This window comes from Paenibacillus polysaccharolyticus, assembly GCF_023714295.1.
Classification (GTDB): domain Bacteria; phylum Bacillota; class Bacilli; order Paenibacillales; family Paenibacillaceae; genus Paenibacillus; species Paenibacillus polysaccharolyticus_A.
In genome coordinates this window covers 149056-163379 of sequence record NZ_JAMAUN010000001.1, presented here as the reverse complement: position 1 = coordinate 163379, position 14324 = coordinate 149056, and the positions used below count along the sequence as shown (strand labels likewise).

Annotated in this window: 16 protein-coding genes; 4 read left to right on the top strand and 12 right to left on the bottom strand. The window is 43.9% G+C overall.

The window, feature by feature from the left end; translation table 11 throughout:
- Window positions 1–45 precede the first annotated feature (45 nt).
- Window positions 46–558, top strand: coding sequence for an RNA polymerase sigma factor (locus tag M3629_RS00775; protein WP_251502477.1), 513 nt, complete (start codon window positions 46–48; stop codon window positions 556–558).
- Window positions 555–1634 carry an anti sigma factor C-terminal domain-containing protein gene (locus tag M3629_RS00770; RefSeq protein WP_251502476.1) on the top strand — a complete coding sequence of 360 codons (1080 nt, stop codon included), beginning with the start codon at window positions 555–557 and terminating at the stop codon, window positions 1632–1634. Before M3629_RS00775 ends, M3629_RS00770 begins: the two co-directional genes overlap by 4 nt.
- A gap of 111 nt (window positions 1635–1745) precedes the next feature.
- Here M3629_RS00770 and M3629_RS00765 read toward each other — a convergent pair whose 3' ends face one another.
- Genes M3629_RS00765 through M3629_RS00745 form a run of 5 tightly spaced genes read right to left on the bottom strand, consistent with a single transcriptional unit; the run spans window position 1746 to window position 4540 of the window.
- Window positions 1746–2609: a DUF4085 family protein gene (locus tag M3629_RS00765; protein WP_251502475.1), complete on the bottom strand. Its 864-nt coding sequence runs from the start codon at window positions 2607–2609 to the stop codon at window positions 1746–1748.
- Complete coding sequence (locus tag M3629_RS00760; RefSeq protein ID WP_251502474.1) at window positions 2606–3124, bottom strand: hypothetical protein; 519 nt, start codon at window positions 3122–3124, stop codon at window positions 2606–2608. Before M3629_RS00760 ends, M3629_RS00765 begins: the two co-directional genes overlap by 4 nt.
- 58 nt (window positions 3125–3182) lie before the next feature.
- The gene (locus tag M3629_RS00755) at window positions 3183–3620 is read right to left on the bottom strand and encodes a hypothetical protein (protein ID WP_251502473.1); all 438 of its coding nucleotides are present in this window, start codon (window positions 3618–3620) and stop codon (window positions 3183–3185) included.
- Between the two features lie 12 nt (window positions 3621–3632).
- On the bottom strand, window positions 3633–4130 hold the full coding sequence (locus M3629_RS00750) for an NUDIX hydrolase (RefSeq protein WP_251502472.1): 498 nt from the start codon (window positions 4128–4130) through the stop codon (window positions 3633–3635).
- A gap of 35 nt (window positions 4131–4165) precedes the next feature.
- Window positions 4166–4540, bottom strand: a complete 375-nt coding sequence (locus M3629_RS00745; protein WP_285887964.1) for a winged helix-turn-helix transcriptional regulator — start codon at window positions 4538–4540, stop codon at window positions 4166–4168.
- Window positions 4541–4802: 262 nt separating this feature from the next.
- Here M3629_RS00745 and M3629_RS00740 point away from each other — a divergent pair, with 262 nt between their 5' ends.
- Complete coding sequence (locus M3629_RS00740) at window positions 4803–5399, top strand: NAD(P)H oxidoreductase (protein WP_251502471.1); 597 nt, start codon at window positions 4803–4805, stop codon at window positions 5397–5399.
- 251 nt (window positions 5400–5650) lie between these two features.
- On the opposite strand, the gene M3629_RS00735 is transcribed toward M3629_RS00740, so the two are convergent.
- The 6 genes from M3629_RS00735 to M3629_RS00710 form a co-directional block, all read right to left on the bottom strand.
- Window positions 5651–6292 (bottom strand): FusB/FusC family EF-G-binding protein, encoded by a 642-nt coding sequence (locus tag M3629_RS00735; protein ID WP_251502470.1) that lies wholly within the window; start codon window positions 6290–6292, stop codon window positions 5651–5653.
- Window positions 6293–6575: 283 nt separating this feature from the next.
- A complete protein-coding gene (locus M3629_RS00730) occupies window positions 6576–6779 on the bottom strand; it encodes a hypothetical protein (RefSeq protein WP_251502469.1) in 204 nt (67 codons plus the stop codon).
- A 204-nt stretch (window positions 6780–6983) separates the two neighbouring features.
- On the bottom strand, window positions 6984–7715 hold the full coding sequence (locus tag M3629_RS00725) for a hypothetical protein (protein WP_251502468.1): 732 nt from the start codon (window positions 7713–7715) through the stop codon (window positions 6984–6986).
- 241 nt (window positions 7716–7956) lie between these two features.
- Complete coding sequence (locus M3629_RS00720) at window positions 7957–8610, bottom strand: hypothetical protein (protein ID WP_251502467.1); 654 nt, start codon at window positions 8608–8610, stop codon at window positions 7957–7959.
- A 227-nt stretch (window positions 8611–8837) separates the two neighbouring features.
- On the bottom strand, window positions 8838–9710 hold the full coding sequence (locus tag M3629_RS00715) for a carbohydrate ABC transporter permease (protein ID WP_145328683.1): 873 nt from the start codon (window positions 9708–9710) through the stop codon (window positions 8838–8840).
- Between the two features lie 19 nt (window positions 9711–9729).
- Window positions 9730–10680, bottom strand: coding sequence for an ABC transporter permease (locus M3629_RS00710; protein WP_435368187.1), 951 nt, complete (start codon window positions 10678–10680; stop codon window positions 9730–9732).
- A gap of 361 nt (window positions 10681–11041) precedes the next feature.
- On the opposite strand from M3629_RS00710, the gene M3629_RS00705 reads away from it, so the two are divergent.
- On the top strand, window positions 11042–12853 hold the full coding sequence (locus tag M3629_RS00705; protein ID WP_251502466.1) for a sensor histidine kinase: 1812 nt from the start codon (window positions 11042–11044) through the stop codon (window positions 12851–12853).
- Window positions 12854–13055: 202 nt separating this feature from the next.
- Here M3629_RS00705 and M3629_RS00700 read toward each other — a convergent pair whose 3' ends face one another.
- Window positions 13056–14000, bottom strand: a complete 945-nt coding sequence (locus M3629_RS00700; RefSeq protein ID WP_251502465.1) for an alpha/beta hydrolase — start codon at window positions 13998–14000, stop codon at window positions 13056–13058.
- Between the last annotated feature and the right edge of the window lie 324 nt (window positions 14001–14324).

Here is a 14324-nt window from a genome sequence, read left to right as displayed (position 1 = left end):
TTCAACTCCGCCCGTTGTCTTAAATGAAGGAGGATGAAATCTGGAATGAGGAGTGATTTATATGCCGAACTATTCAAACAGTACCAGTCCTCCCTGCATCTCTATCTCTACCGGATGTGTGGATCACAAGAAACGGCTGAGGAGTTAGTTCAAGAAACATTTTACAGAGCTATGGTATCCATGAAAACCGAACATGCCGACTATGCCAGAGCATGGCTGTACAAAGTAGCCAGACATTTATTTATCGATTGGTACCGAAAGAACCGCGGGGAAATGGAGATGAGCCGGGAACTGGAGAAACAAAGTGTAGAGAATACATATCGTACTCCTGAGGAAGTGCTCGCTGCTCGTGAACGGGTAAGGCTCATTCAACAAGTCATGAAAAAACTGCCCGAACAGTATCGGACTGTGCTGTTGCTTCGCGAGATGAATGAGCTGTCTTACAAGGAACTTTGCAAGGTTCTGGATATGAATATGAGTCAGGTCAAAGTTACCCTGTTTCGTGCCAGAGCACGATTTAAAGAAGAGATGTTACAGATGAAAGGAGAGAATGAATGATGTCCAAGCCAACGGAACCCGATGAACTGCATGTACTCCATGCAGATGATTTCGAACCTCAACGCCCGGAATGGAGTCATAAGCAATTTAGACGAATGGTATGGAAAACACGCTGGAAATTTTTCCTGAACGCAGGGGGAGTTCTATTTTTAATATTTATAATCTATCATGTCTATATCTCGGCTCTGCATATGTATTTCGATCAATCCAAAGTGCGTAATGACTTCATGCGATCCATCATTTCGGTAGTGGAGATGAGCGGTGACGGATTGCGTGTCGAAAAAAGTCCCCATCAGACGTTTGAAGTCACTCCCTTTTTAACACAGAAAGCCAATCTGAAGGTATATCGCCTCGTCGGTTCATCGGAAGTGATCACTGGTGAGGTTCAAGCCGAACGAAGTATTACCGGTAAATTCAGTTACAAGATGAGCAGCACAGGTGCTTATTTAAACGGTAACGAACGCGGTCCATTTTACCTTCCGTATGATTTGGTTGACGGCAAACCCTCCGAGGAGGACACGGAGGAAAATAGCAGTTCCAAGCAACTTCGTAAAATAGATGACGGACATGTCGCCGAGATATCCATCTCATTGAAAAATTTAAAATCGCCTGAGCAATTGATGCAGCTGCTCTCTAAGTATGATGTCCGAGTAACCGCGATGCCGATCTATTCAGGCGAAATGCAAGAAAAAAATCTTTCCTATTCGAGAGCAGGACTGTTTGACTATAATGTTCCTCATCTGACGCTTAAGCCGCTCTATGAAATGGAAGATGGCGGAGGTCGATGGTTTAATTATTTTCCTAGAGAACCTCAAGACCAAAAGCAGGCGCAGTCAGAAGGAAACATGAAGGAACAAATCCAAGCCATGATGTCTGATCTGGAATGGATGACCAGCAACCTCAGTTATAACGGTGTTGATTGGGATCAACGACGACTTAACTATCTGAAAAAGAATGGCGTACAAGTATACGGAGCTGTTGTAACAGGTCCCGTACGTGAATTGCAGAAGATTAGCGAGAATCTGGAATTCCGGCATGTGCATCTGAACCGGGTAGAGATATGGAATTGGGATTAAGCATACATGACCCATTGAAATAGAGATCATGCCTTGGTGTGAACAGGCATGATCTCTATTTTTACATACAAGAGTTACTGATAATGCAAACGAATCAAGAAAGGTACCCCCTCACTCGGTCTCGGCAACAATATCGGCACAACGTACAATCAATTCAGGCATGGGTTCTCCATCCAAAAGAACATGCAGTTCGTACCCGTTATCGATCCGGTACAGCTCCTGGTACAGCCAGTGACTGCCCACAACCTCACCTTCTTGCTTAAGAATTTCAGGTGCAATCAACGTGAGTTTGTTCATTTCAGTGAAGCCTCCCCGGTTGTCAAAACGAATAACCAGATCGTCTACGTGCAACAGTTCGGTCACCTCGCAATCGTGAAATTGTACCTGGTTGCGAACATCATCCGCAATATTCTGGTTCAACATCGCTTCCCTGTATTCTTGTCCGATACGTTCCATCTCTTGGGTATTCTCTGCACTCTTTTTCTTAAGTTGCTGCATAACTTCGCTCGTGCAATATCCCAGTGCAAACACACGGATGTCTGTAATCTGGTTCAAGATATCCGCGGGTAATTTCTCCGCATGGTATTGGTAGTTCCACTCCATCGCTTCTTTATACTTGTCTTTACATTGCTTCACATCAAAAGCAGGACGGACATCATACTCTGCAATCAGCTTCTCGATATGCGCTCGCTCTTCCGGCGGCATGTGATACACCATCTGATCTTCCGCCGTGATCTCTTCCCCGCTCAAAGCTTTGTCTGCACGAGTCATCACTTGACCATCACTCTCCAGCATGAAACGTGGATCGGTATCGTATATCTCACGCTCTTGCTTTACATGTTCTTTTTCCTTCCGTTTGTACAGTCTCTGGAAAATATCCTCATCCAGCGCCCCCGCGCCTTTATGTACTCTCAACCCAAAATGAAGCCCTGTTTGCTGGCACGTATCGTACCACTCTTTTGTTAAGTATTTCATAGGCATCGCTCCTGTTTGTAGAGTTTTTTAATCTGTGATGCGAATTTGGCTGCGCCGGGAATGCGTGTGCGTTTGAAAAAGGCGGTTAATTGTTTTGGATGATTCTTCACCAGATCATACTCAATAATGGTGTTTGCGATAACCGATCTCGTAAATCCCAACACCTCTACCACTTCGGATCGATCCCCTGCATCCAGTTCTTCGCCATCAGCAAATTCTCCGTCCGGATCATCATCCAACTGCTCACTGAACGCTAACCTGGCTACCACATAAGACATAATCTCGTCCTTGTCCTCGGCAATCTGTTCCATAATCCACTGCACACATTCTTCTTCGGTCGGAGCAGGGCCGTTAAAGCCCTTCAGAACATATTTGCGCTCTCTAAAAGAATCCATCAACATAGATGACTCATAACTAGCATGTTCCACAAATTTCACCTGAGGTTTAAGCTGAACAAGTTCAGCCGTGACCTGTTTATACCAATCGCTGGTTAGCAAATGTTCTATAGTTTTCATGGCTACTCCTCCAGATTCTCCCGCCTCAACGTCTCCTTACACTCACAGACATGCCGGTCTACACCCAGGATTGAAAGAATTTATGTTTGATTTCTTTGTCGTTCCGCGCGGCCCATTTACGGACAGCTTCTACACCAGCGGTCTCTTGATCTCCCTTAAAATAAAAGCATAAATCCATTGGCACAATCCGTTTGCCATAGCGTTTAAACCCGATTCGACTGTAGTTCATATAAATACACTCAATCTGAGATGCATCGTATTTCTGTAATTTGGTAGAGATGATATGATCACTTTCCAGCGTAATGCTAGGTCTGGTGAACAGCAAACGCCATAGTCCAAAAAGGATGTAACCGAGAATAAAGACGAAAAAAAATATAGCGATGTATTTCATAACACCATTTTCACCGTAAAAAACATTTCGAGAAAATAAAACTACAATCATGAGCATACAAATTAATTGCAGTATAGCTCTTGGATAAATCGTATTATACGTCATGCAATATTCCTCCTAATCATTTTCTATATTAATCTGCAACCACTTGGAAGGTGTTTTTCTGGCAAAATGCTTTTCTACAAAACCCAGAATATCATCAATTCCGGGCAGTGCCGCGTTGTGTTTGGCTTCGTCAAACGTCATCCATCGGTAATCGCTATGCTCATGATTCAACTGGACAGACTGATCCTCGTGCACATAACCTACAAATACGGGAGCCATATAGATATAATCCTCTACCTGTGAATAGAACTGTTCGAACTGATTAGACGTGTATAAACGAATATCCGTGATGCCCGTTTCTTCACGGACCTTTCGAAGAGCGGCTTCCCATGCCTTTTCCCCTTGCTCAATACCGCCGCCGATATAACACCACTCACCATGCAGCATTCGACCAGCCCGTTTCAGCATCAGCACATGAAATTCATTCAGATACTTCTTCAAGAGTACCACAGCAACCCCTTCACAGCGGATCGGCACAGTCTGTTTGGGTAGGTTAGTTTTATGTTCCACCGATTCTCTCCCCTGCCCTTCACGTTTTCCTGGAATTAAAAATCCTCCAACACCTTCGACTTATCGCCGTAAACCTTATCCAGATGCTCTTCTCCCCAATAACACAGAAGATCCAACGCAGGCTTAAGTCCCAATCCATACGTTGTCAGCTCATACTCCACTCGCGGAGGAACCTCGGAGTATACCTTACGCTGCACAATTTCGTCCTTTTCCAGTGCTCTCAACTGTGTGGTCAGCATTTTCTGCGTAATTTCGGGGATTAACCGTTTCAGCTCTGACGTTCTTTTACAACCTGTAAACAAATGATAAATAATGAGCGGCTTCCACTTGCCACCCATTACTTCCAGCGCCGCTTCAACGCCAACTCTATATTTCTTGCGAGCCTCAGTATCTGTCTTGCCTTGTTCCATCTTGATCTTCCCTCCGATATCTTTCTGAGCCTCAATGTCATGGCCTTCATATCATGGTTCTTTATATCAGGGTTCTTAAATCATGACATTTCCATCAAGGTACATTTAAGTTTCACGTTCAAATTTCATGCTCCTAGGGTACTTTCATCTCCCTATAGAACAATAAAGTGCGTACTTCCAGATGTTTTCAACTCTGTTTATAATAGCATCAGCAGAGGAGCTATGGCTACCGAACCAGGCTCCAGAAAGGTTGTGATTGATAATGAACGTCTTAGTAGTGGTATCTCATTCGCGCAAAGATTCCCTGACCTTTCAGGTCACCGATCGTTTCGTTCAAGGTCTGAAAGAAGCAGGTCATCAAGCTGAAATCGTGGATTTGCACGAGATTGGTTTTGATCCGATCCTGCGAGCAGAAGATGAACCGGACTATACGCAAGATAATCAGCGATTCTCCCCTCAGATTGAAACGGAAATTACACGGCTCAAGAAACACGATGCGATTGCTTTTGTTTTCCCTCTGTGGTGGTGGCATCTGCCAGCGATGCTGAAAGGGTATATTGACCGCGTCATGAACAACAGTTTTGCCTATGGTTCGAACAAGTTGCATCATGAGCAAATGTTGTGGATCGCTCTTTCCGGTGTGACGGAAGAACAGATGAATAAGCGTAACTACGGTGAATCCATTCAAAACCTGCTCAATGTCGGTATCGCCGATTACTGTGGTGTCTCTAATTCAAAGGTTGAATTCCTGTATGAAACGGTGGATGCTCCGCCGGAACACTATGAGGAACTGCTGAATCAGGCGTACAAGTTGGGCGTTAACTATGCCAGCGCATTTGCTGAACAGTCAACAAAATAAATGGTTTAATGGTTAGGGTACATCTGTGGCCTTCACGATATAAAATAAACATCTCACATTCCGCTCCGCCTTTGGTAAAATAAATCCCCCGTTTCCGCTTTTCAAGAGCGGTTATGGTAAGTAAAACCTCCACATCACACATCAAAAAAGGCCGCTCAACTGAGTGGCCTTTCCTGTGTTTTGTGCTATTTTACGATACTAACGTCGTTTTAAATCATTTGGCTATATTCGTTACACACGCATCTCCAGCTTTATTTCATCGTTGCCAGCAAGAATCTCTCCAGCATGCTAATATCCGTAATGCTCCCGTTGCACGCCTTATCATCCATACACACATACTGGCCAACGGACGCAAAGTTGTCCGCCGACTGTGCCTTGGTCTTCACGTTGTAGAATCCAAGCTCCTGATGGCGATGACAGAACATACAGTATCCCTTCTTGTTCGTGGGCGTAATTCGTCCCTCAATCCCGAGGAACTTGCCTTCGTGTGGGTACACGATGAACAAACGGCTTGTCGCAATATCGATCCATCTCAGGTACGTGGTGTGTACATAATCGATAGATTCCAGATCAGGAAGTTTGAGCTTCTTCGCCTTTTGAAACAACTTCTGAATTTGCTTGGCTGTAACCTGTGGGTATGGAATCAGATAGTCTTCAAGCTGATTCAGATAGAGTTGCACGTCATGCGGCGTCGCATACGTGGATAACTGCTCCAGCAGCTGCTTCTGTGCCAGCGTCAGATCCTCGAAGATGCCTACGGCATTCGTACTGACGGTGTAGCGGACCATATCCAATACTTTGGGGTCCACGACCGAGCGCAGCGTTTTTAATAGAAATTCGGCTTGTTTATGAATGGTGTTATATTGATGATTATGAATAAATGGTGTGTGCATGGCCTTCAGCCCCTTATTTATAGTGGTTAAGCAAATAAGGTGCAAAGCCTGCGGGTTGAACCATGATATTAACGTTGATTTCAGGGCACACGATCTCATGTTGTCGCGCCCTACACAAAGTCCGCCCCTATTCAGGCTTTGCGTAAGGCTTTCTAGCGAACGAGCAATCCGGCATCATCCATATTGCCACGTCATAACCCCCAATGCAGTCGATATACGGGAATTATAGCAGGAATGGGGGGAAGGGGGCAATAAATCATTACCTCACCTATCATACCTGGGATTAACATAAACCTTCTTCTGCTTCTCCAATTTTTATTTTTTCACAGAGTAAGTCCACAACCTCTTCCTTTGTAGTTTTTCTTAAATCAATATAGCCCGTTGTTTCAAGTACACCTGGGATAATAGTGTCATCAAGTTTTAGTGGCAAAATGTACTCATTACTATTCCTAAGGCTAATGATAGAATGGATATTTATCGTTTTCATAACATAAACATTCGAATTCCCAAAAAATATCTATAACATTTTGGGAGACAATTATCCCCCTACTATGTAAAATCTCATTCAGATCTTTCAACATTGAATCTGGTGTAATATTCATAATGACCCTCATCTCATATATTCTAATAAGACTATCACAGAAAGGCCAATAAAGTTTCCATAAGTCTAATACTTTTTAACTTCCTAATATCACTCCTGTTTTTGTAAATTTGTAACTCTATTGAAACAAGTATAAGAGTTCTTATTCAAGTCAAATAAATAAACGTTTCTTGGGCATTTTTTATTACTCGGATCATCTGACAAAACCAAAGTTGTAGCAGTTAACGAATATAGTACGTATAAGTACCTTTCATGGATGTCTTTTGGAGTGGGGGACAATACATAATACCATTTTCTTCTATTAAAACCTTGAAGATATAAATTAGATTTCAATATAAAATAAGTTGAAAGGCTAAAAAGTATGACACAGTTAATTATATTTGCAATAATATCATCTTTCCTTAGAAACTTATGTATTATATTTGAGAAAACAAGTATATTAAGAAAAAACACACAAAATAAAAAAGAATCTGCAACTTTAGCTGGCAACTTTAACTCTACGTCTCTATGTTTATCTTTTACTTTCTTATATAGATACAGAACTATGACTATAATTAAGCTTATTAAATACAAAAATAATATATAATTCATCACTAAATCAATGTATTTGATATTCTTTAATCCTTCAATTATAACTACAAAAAGAGCTACATATGCCATTAAAACGACATAAACTAAAGTAAATAAGAAAGTATTATGTAAGTATATTTGATGTTTCAGCAAAAATAACTTATCAAATTCATTTGCTGTAAATGTCTTAATTATAAAGTGAATAAAGTAAATTAAAGTCGTACTTAGTAATACTTTCATTAAAATATCCATTGTTAACCTCCGCACATTATCTTTTTTATCATTCATTCTAATCTAAGCAATAAAAATGATTCTCGATCTTGTTGAACAACTTGTTACTTTTGAAATTTTCTCCTTTCCGATTCAAGAACAAAAAGGAGGCCGCCACCCTTATCTTTTCCAGTTGGCAGCTCCCCTTTGCAAACTTCTCTTTCAACTTAATCTCAAAGTCTCTTTATGTAGATACCATTTCCATTCTAGTGGTGTATCTTCTTTATTCATTTTTAAACTCAATCTTCGTTATTTTTATATTTGCATTGCCTGATTTCCATTCTTTAGGCACAAGATCTGCCTTGTAAAATCGATCCTTTTCCATCTGAAAAGTATAGTTCGGTTTCAGCTCTTTGTAACTAACTATACCTATTTCATTTACTGGGGAGTATGATTCCTCTGCAATATTCTTTCCTCGATCATCCGTAAAATAAACGGTGACTTCCACACGAGAAAGCGTCTTTTCGCCCTTGTTTTTTAATTTAAATACAACTCCCGGGACCATTCCATCAAGCAGAGAATCCATATAAACCGCTTTAAAATCAATGATTTCAATCAAATTATTAATGTACTCTTCCTCAGCTGTAGTGTTGTAGTTAGATTCGTTACTTACTTTAGGATTTGCCTCACTTCGATATAAAAGCAGCTTCTCCTTCAACGAATTATTTTCATCCGTAACTCCCTTCAGCTGTTGTAGCTCACCCTCTTGCGCTTCCACCTTCTCCTGTGCGGTTTTCAAATCGTTCCCTTGGCTTACCAGCTTTTCCTCCAAAACTTTTTTCTCGTTCATCACCTGGTCCAGTTCACTCTGTGACACACAACCCGCTAGCAATAATGGGATACACATAACACTAATGATGCCTGCTTTTACCTTCAAAGTTCTCTGCCTCATTTCAAAATGTAATATAAACATATAAGCAGCAATCCGACTTTCCATGTCCTAAAGTTAGGATCAGATGCTACTTTCTATTATAGATGGAAATCACACATCACATCTAAACTTTTTACTATTCACCAAAAAGAAGCCACCTCCCTGTCCTTCCCCAGTTTGGCAGCTTCCTTATCAAATCCTCTTGTTACTCTTCTAATTACAGCCTTAACTCCCTACTCCTTCACAGCCCCTACCACAATTCCGCTTACAAAGTAACGTTGCAGGAACGGATACACGAGCAAGATTGGCAGTGCGCTGATGAAAATTTGCGACGCCCGGATGGTCCGCTGGGACAGGTTCGCAATCGCTTGCGGGTCCATCTTGGTCATGTCGCCCTGTACGATGATCGTCTGCATAAATGTCGCCAGAGGCAGCTTTTCCGAATCACGAATGTAGATGATCCCGTCGAAATATGCATTCCAGTGCCCCACCATCATAAACAAGGACACGGTAGCAATAACCGGAACGGACACGGGCAGATAGATTTTCACAAACGACTGGAAATGACCTGCGCCATCGATAAATGCGGCCTCCTCCAGATCCTTCGGCACCGTGCGGAAGAAATTCAGCAACAGAATGATGTTGAACACCGCCACCAGACCTGGCAGAATGAGTGCCCACAGCGTGTTCATCAGCCCGAGTTTCAGAATGAGGATATATCCCGGAATCAGACCCCCACTGAACAGCATTGTAATTACAAAATACCATAGATAGATATTCCGAGCGCGGAACACACGCGTTTCTTTGGACAGAGCATACGCCGCAAGCGTATTGACGATGAGTGCAAGCCCGGTGCCCAGCACCGTCCGCTCCACCGATACCCAGAGCGAGGATAAGAAATTGGAGTTATCAAACGTCTTGGCGTACGCCTCGAACGTAAATCCAATCGGCCAGAATGTCACGAGCCCTGCATTCGCAGGGGCGGACGAACTGAGGGATACCATCAGCAAGTGATACAGCGGCAACAAGCAGAGCACCGAAAGGATGGTCAGAAACACATTGTTGAAGATACTGAAAATGCGATAAGGTAACGTTTTATGATACATGGTTCGTCATCATCCTTTCTTAGAAAATTCGGTATCCGGCAAAACGGTACGCCAGTCGGTACGAGATCACGATGAGGATCAGACTGATGACCGATTTGAACAGATTGACCGCCGTTGCAAAGCTGAACTGTCCACTGAGTAGACCTTCGCGATACACAAACGTATCGATGATATCCGCTTGCTGATAGATTAATGGGCTGTACAAGTTAAAAATTTGGTCAAAGTTCGCGTTCAGCACGTTGCCCAGCGCAAGCGTAGCAATAACGATCCCGATTGGAATAAGTGCCGGAATAGTGATATACATCGTCTGTTTCCAGCGTCCCGCCCCATCCACTTCAGCCGCTTCATACAGAGCCGGGTTGATGCCCGCCAGTGCTGCAAGGAAGATAATCGTGTTAAAACCAAACTCTTTCCACACATCACTGATAATGACGGTGAACCGGAACCAATCGCCGTCACCAAGGAAGAAAATCGGTTTGATGCCAAACACCGACACCAGAAACTGATTCAATATTCCCGTCTGAGCCAAAATGTCGATCAGAATACCCGACAACGTCACCCAGGACAAGAAGTGCGGCAAATACACCAGTGTCTGGATCGTACGTTTCAGCGCCATCTTCCGCACCTCATTGAGCAATAGCGCAAAGATAAACGGAATGATGAGGTTCATGATGATTTTCGAGCAGGCAAAGAATAATGTGTTCCACGTAATTTGCAGGAAATAATCATTGGTCCACATATACTCGAAATGCTTCAGACCCACCCACTCCGAACCACTGAAGCCCAGCGCGGGCTTATAATCCTGAAAGGCCATTAGAATGCCTGACATCGGAATATATGAAAAAATAAAGACCATAATGGCCGCTGGCAGCACCATGAAGTGCAATATCCACGGCTGTTTGTAGCGTTTTTTCTTCTTTTTTTCCAGCTTGTTGCCCGCATTCGCCTGCGGAAGCCGTTGACCCTCCATTTTAGCCTCCATATGAACCTTCTCCTGTTCCCAAAAAAAGTTTTTGTGTGTCTTGGGCTTCTCTGATATAAATAGTATCAAGCCGTTCCGAGGTCTGACTATATAACATTGTTAGGGTGGATAGGGTTTTGTTAGTTTGATCTATATTGATAAGCATCCATTCCTCACACGAGACACTCCGATGGCAGAATAAACCTCCAATCGCCGTTACCCCCAGATTTTTTCCATTCCCTTTTCAAGGGGAAAATCCGGGGATAAATGCGACCGCGTTGCTTTTCCGGTTTTTTTCTGCCCTCTCCGTTAACGTGTGAGAAAAAAGCTTAGCAATATAGTCAGTATGTGAATATAGAGGAGACTTTTTATGCATACATGGGAGCGTTTTAACGTTTTTCAAAAAGGAATCCGATCCCGCTTCAGCCTTTTCGCCAAAATCAATTTGTTAATCATCATTTTGTTCATCCCGATTCTGATCATGTACACCTATTCGAACAACGTCACATATGACGTCGTCAGCAAAGAACTGCAAGTGTCTAACACCAAGCAGCTCACGTTCCTGTCCAGTCAGATCGATTCGCGCATCAATCAGATGATGGATTTCAGCCTGATTCTTTCGCGTGATCCGAATGTGCGTGCCTTCAACGGCCTGAACCTGTGGCAGGATAAGTACGACCAGATGCAGACGAGGTACATCATTCAGGAGAAAATGACGCTCCAGACCGGCGTGACCGATCTATGGCCTACCCGCTACGCGGTGTACTCCCAGCAGAACAAAGAGGTGATTGCGAACTACACCCGCGATACAGGTTATGATGAGGCGTATTTGAAAAAAAACATGAGCGGACAATGGACCTACGGGGATCATTCCACCGACTCGAAAGACGCCATGCAATCCTTTTACTGGTTCTATACGGATTCATTAGCACAACCAGGTATGCTCACTGGCAGCAATCTGGTTATTGAAGCCAGTTTTAGCCATGAGAACATTCAGAATATGCTCGACACGTACAAAGCAGGCGGCCAGGGCGATCCGATCTTGTACCACAAAGGCAACACCCCGATCCTAAACCGCACCGCTGACAAGCAGTTGTCCGGCGAACTGATCCGTTATCTAGATACTCACTCGCTAGAAGATACAACACAGGATGTCGTGGAGCTGGGCGGCAAAAACTATCTTGTCAGCACCGTCAAATCCACGTATCTGGACTGGCATCTGGTGGATGTCGTACCGCTGTACCAGATTTTGCAGCCGATCTCGCTGAGCCAGAATCTGTTCTATGCCTGCATGATTTTACTGCTCGTTGTGGGCATCTCCGCGTCCATCTTGCTCTATCGCAATGTACAGTACCCGATTCAGAAGCTGATCAAAGGACTTCGTCGCGTACAGCAAGGTGATTACTCCGTGCGTTTGCACAGCAATAACCAGAATGAGTTTTCGTTCCTGTTCCACCGTTTCAACGACATGTCCCACCAGATCCAGGATCTGATCGAAAATGTGTTTCAGGAAAAAATACGTGCCAGAGAAGCGACGCTGAAGCAGCTCCAGGCACAGATTAACCCGCATTTTCTATATAATTGTCTCGGTTATATCATCAACATGGCGCAGATGAAGGACGAACAAGCTGTAGTATCCATGGCGCATAACCTGAGTGCATACTATCGCTACACCACCCGGATGGAACGTGAAACCTCTTCATTGCAGGAAGAAATCAAGTTGCTCATTAACTATCTGGATATTCAGAAGCTGCGCAACGGCCGTATTGAATATCACATTGATATTCCGGAGCACATGCTTGCCCAATCGGTGCCGCGTTTAATGCTGCAACCGATGGTTGAAAACTCGGTGATTCATGGGATTGGGAAATCTTATACATCCGGGGAGATTCGAATAACCGGGGAAAGTGCGAATGACTTTGGCAAAATCTATATCGATGACGACGGTCCCGGCCTTACGCCGGAGCAGTACGAAGCGTTGAACCAGGAAATGCTGGAGCCTTTGCAAGAGGAAGTCGGCTGCGGTCTCTGGAATACGTATCAGCGTATGATTCACACCTTTGGCAACCATTCCTATCTTTTGTTCGGCCCATCTCCACTCGGCGGCTTCCGCACCGAAATCGTCTGGGAAATTCCGAGCGAAGACGTTGACAAGGAACGTGGGAACGACTCAGGTGGATGATTAAAGACAGATTGACCTGATCATCCCTTAAGGGCCTCGCATAACGATTGTATGTACTTAAAAACGCCTTCCAACCGCTCATTGTAGCGGCGGTAAAGGCGTTTTTTCTTTCTTCTTGGTATCTTCTTCGTATCCTTTTCGCTATCCTCTTTACTACACTTTTTGCTATCTTCTTGCTTTCTTTTTTCCATTTGCACTACGCCTATACTTTCTTGCTCATCCGCTCATCCAGCCAATTCACAATATCCGCAGTAACTTCGTCCCGGTTCGTTTCGTTCAGCATCTCATGCCGCCCGCCCGGATACAGCTTGTAGGTCACGTTGTCGATGCCCTGCTGTTTATAGGCGTTGTACAGCCGGATAATGCCTTTGCCAAAGCTACCTACCGGGTCCTTGTCTCCAGCGAAGATATGAATCGGCAGATCTTTGCGCACCAGATTCAGATTGTTTTTGATCCCAAGCTGCTTGAGTCCACTGAAAAAGTCTGCAAAAAATCCTGTCGTAAATACCGTTCCACAGAACGGATCACGGATATATTTATCCACCTCTTCCGCATCCCGGCTAAGCCAGTCAAACTCGGTACGGACAGGCTTGAACGCATTGTTATAGCTGCCGAAGGACAGCTTGTTCATCCGGTGGCTCGGTACACGTCTGCCACGGCGCCGAATCTCTTCTTTGGTTAACAGCGCAGCCGCATGAAGAATAAAGCGCACATGCAGTGTAGAACCCGACAAGATAACCCCGTCTAATTCTTCGCCATAGAGCATCAGATAACGCTGCGTAACAAACGAGCCCATACTATGACCCATCAAAAATAGAGGGAGTTCAGGATACTTCTTCTTAATGATGCCCGTCAGTTTATACAGATCATGCACCATCCAATCGAATCCGTCGCGATCTGCCAGATGACCCAGGTTCTCCACAACCTCTGCCGTCTTGCCATGCCCTCGCTGGTCGTGGATGTACACGATGTATCCGTTCCGATTCAGTTCCAGTGCAAAACGCTCATACCGAGCGGCCGTCTCCGCCATCCCGTGACAGATCTGCACCACTCCTTTGACCTGAGTCTCACTCGCAGGCAGCCAGTTATAAACATGGATACGAGTTCCTTCGTCTGATGTAACATAAAAATGATTGCTTGTACTCACAAAATCCCCCCATAATGATACGTTTTTTCTTCTTCTTTTTCGTCTTTGTCGTTGTCATCTTTTTCTTTATGTATTTCTGTAGTTCCTTATTTGCTGAGCGATCGCCCCAGATTGGGTGACCATCCGTACATATCCATCCTACTTCTCCAAGGAGGAATTAAGCAATTGTAATTTCACCCTATACATCGGATTCCTATTCTAAGACATTGATGCTTCATTCCATTTTTTCAAAGGCAGATGTGCTCGCTACTGTTTCCATAGAGAAGCGGATTGGGGTGTGATATACTGCTTGCAACACATGTCAGCTTAGAAGCGTGTAAACCC

Bases quoted from the DNA above. Each gene is read 5' to 3' on its own strand.
- M3629_RS00770 (WP_251502476.1), top strand. From the start codon at position 555: ATGATGTCCAAGCCAACGGAACCCGATGAACTGCATGTACTCCATGCA.
- M3629_RS00715 (WP_145328683.1), bottom strand. From the start codon at position 9,710: ATGTATCATAAAACGTTACCTTATCGCATTTTCAGTATCTTCAACAAT.
- M3629_RS00775 (WP_251502477.1), top strand. From the start codon at position 46: ATGAGGAGTGATTTATATGCCGAACTATTCAAACAGTACCAGTCCTCC.
- M3629_RS00745 (WP_285887964.1), bottom strand. From the start codon at position 4,540: ATGGAACAAGGCAAGACAGATACTGAGGCTCGCAAGAAATATAGAGTT.
- M3629_RS00735 (WP_251502470.1), bottom strand. From the start codon at position 6,292: ATGCACACACCATTTATTCATAATCATCAATATAACACCATTCATAAA.
- M3629_RS00760 (WP_251502474.1), bottom strand. From the start codon at position 3,124: ATGAAAACTATAGAACATTTGCTAACCAGCGATTGGTATAAACAGGTC.
- M3629_RS00740 (WP_251502471.1), top strand. From the start codon at position 4,803: ATGAACGTCTTAGTAGTGGTATCTCATTCGCGCAAAGATTCCCTGACC.
- M3629_RS00755 (WP_251502473.1), bottom strand. From the start codon at position 3,620: ATGACGTATAATACGATTTATCCAAGAGCTATACTGCAATTAATTTGT.
- M3629_RS00765 (WP_251502475.1), bottom strand. From the start codon at position 2,609: ATGAAATACTTAACAAAAGAGTGGTACGATACGTGCCAGCAAACAGGG.
- M3629_RS00730 (WP_251502469.1), bottom strand. From the start codon at position 6,779: ATGAAAACGATAAATATCCATTCTATCATTAGCCTTAGGAATAGTAAT.
- M3629_RS00725 (WP_251502468.1), bottom strand. From the start codon at position 7,715: ATGGATATTTTAATGAAAGTATTACTAAGTACGACTTTAATTTACTTT.
- M3629_RS00710 (WP_435368187.1), bottom strand. From the start codon at position 10,680: ATGGAGGGTCAACGGCTTCCGCAGGCGAATGCGGGCAACAAGCTGGAA.
- M3629_RS00705 (WP_251502466.1), top strand. From the start codon at position 11,042: ATGCATACATGGGAGCGTTTTAACGTTTTTCAAAAAGGAATCCGATCC.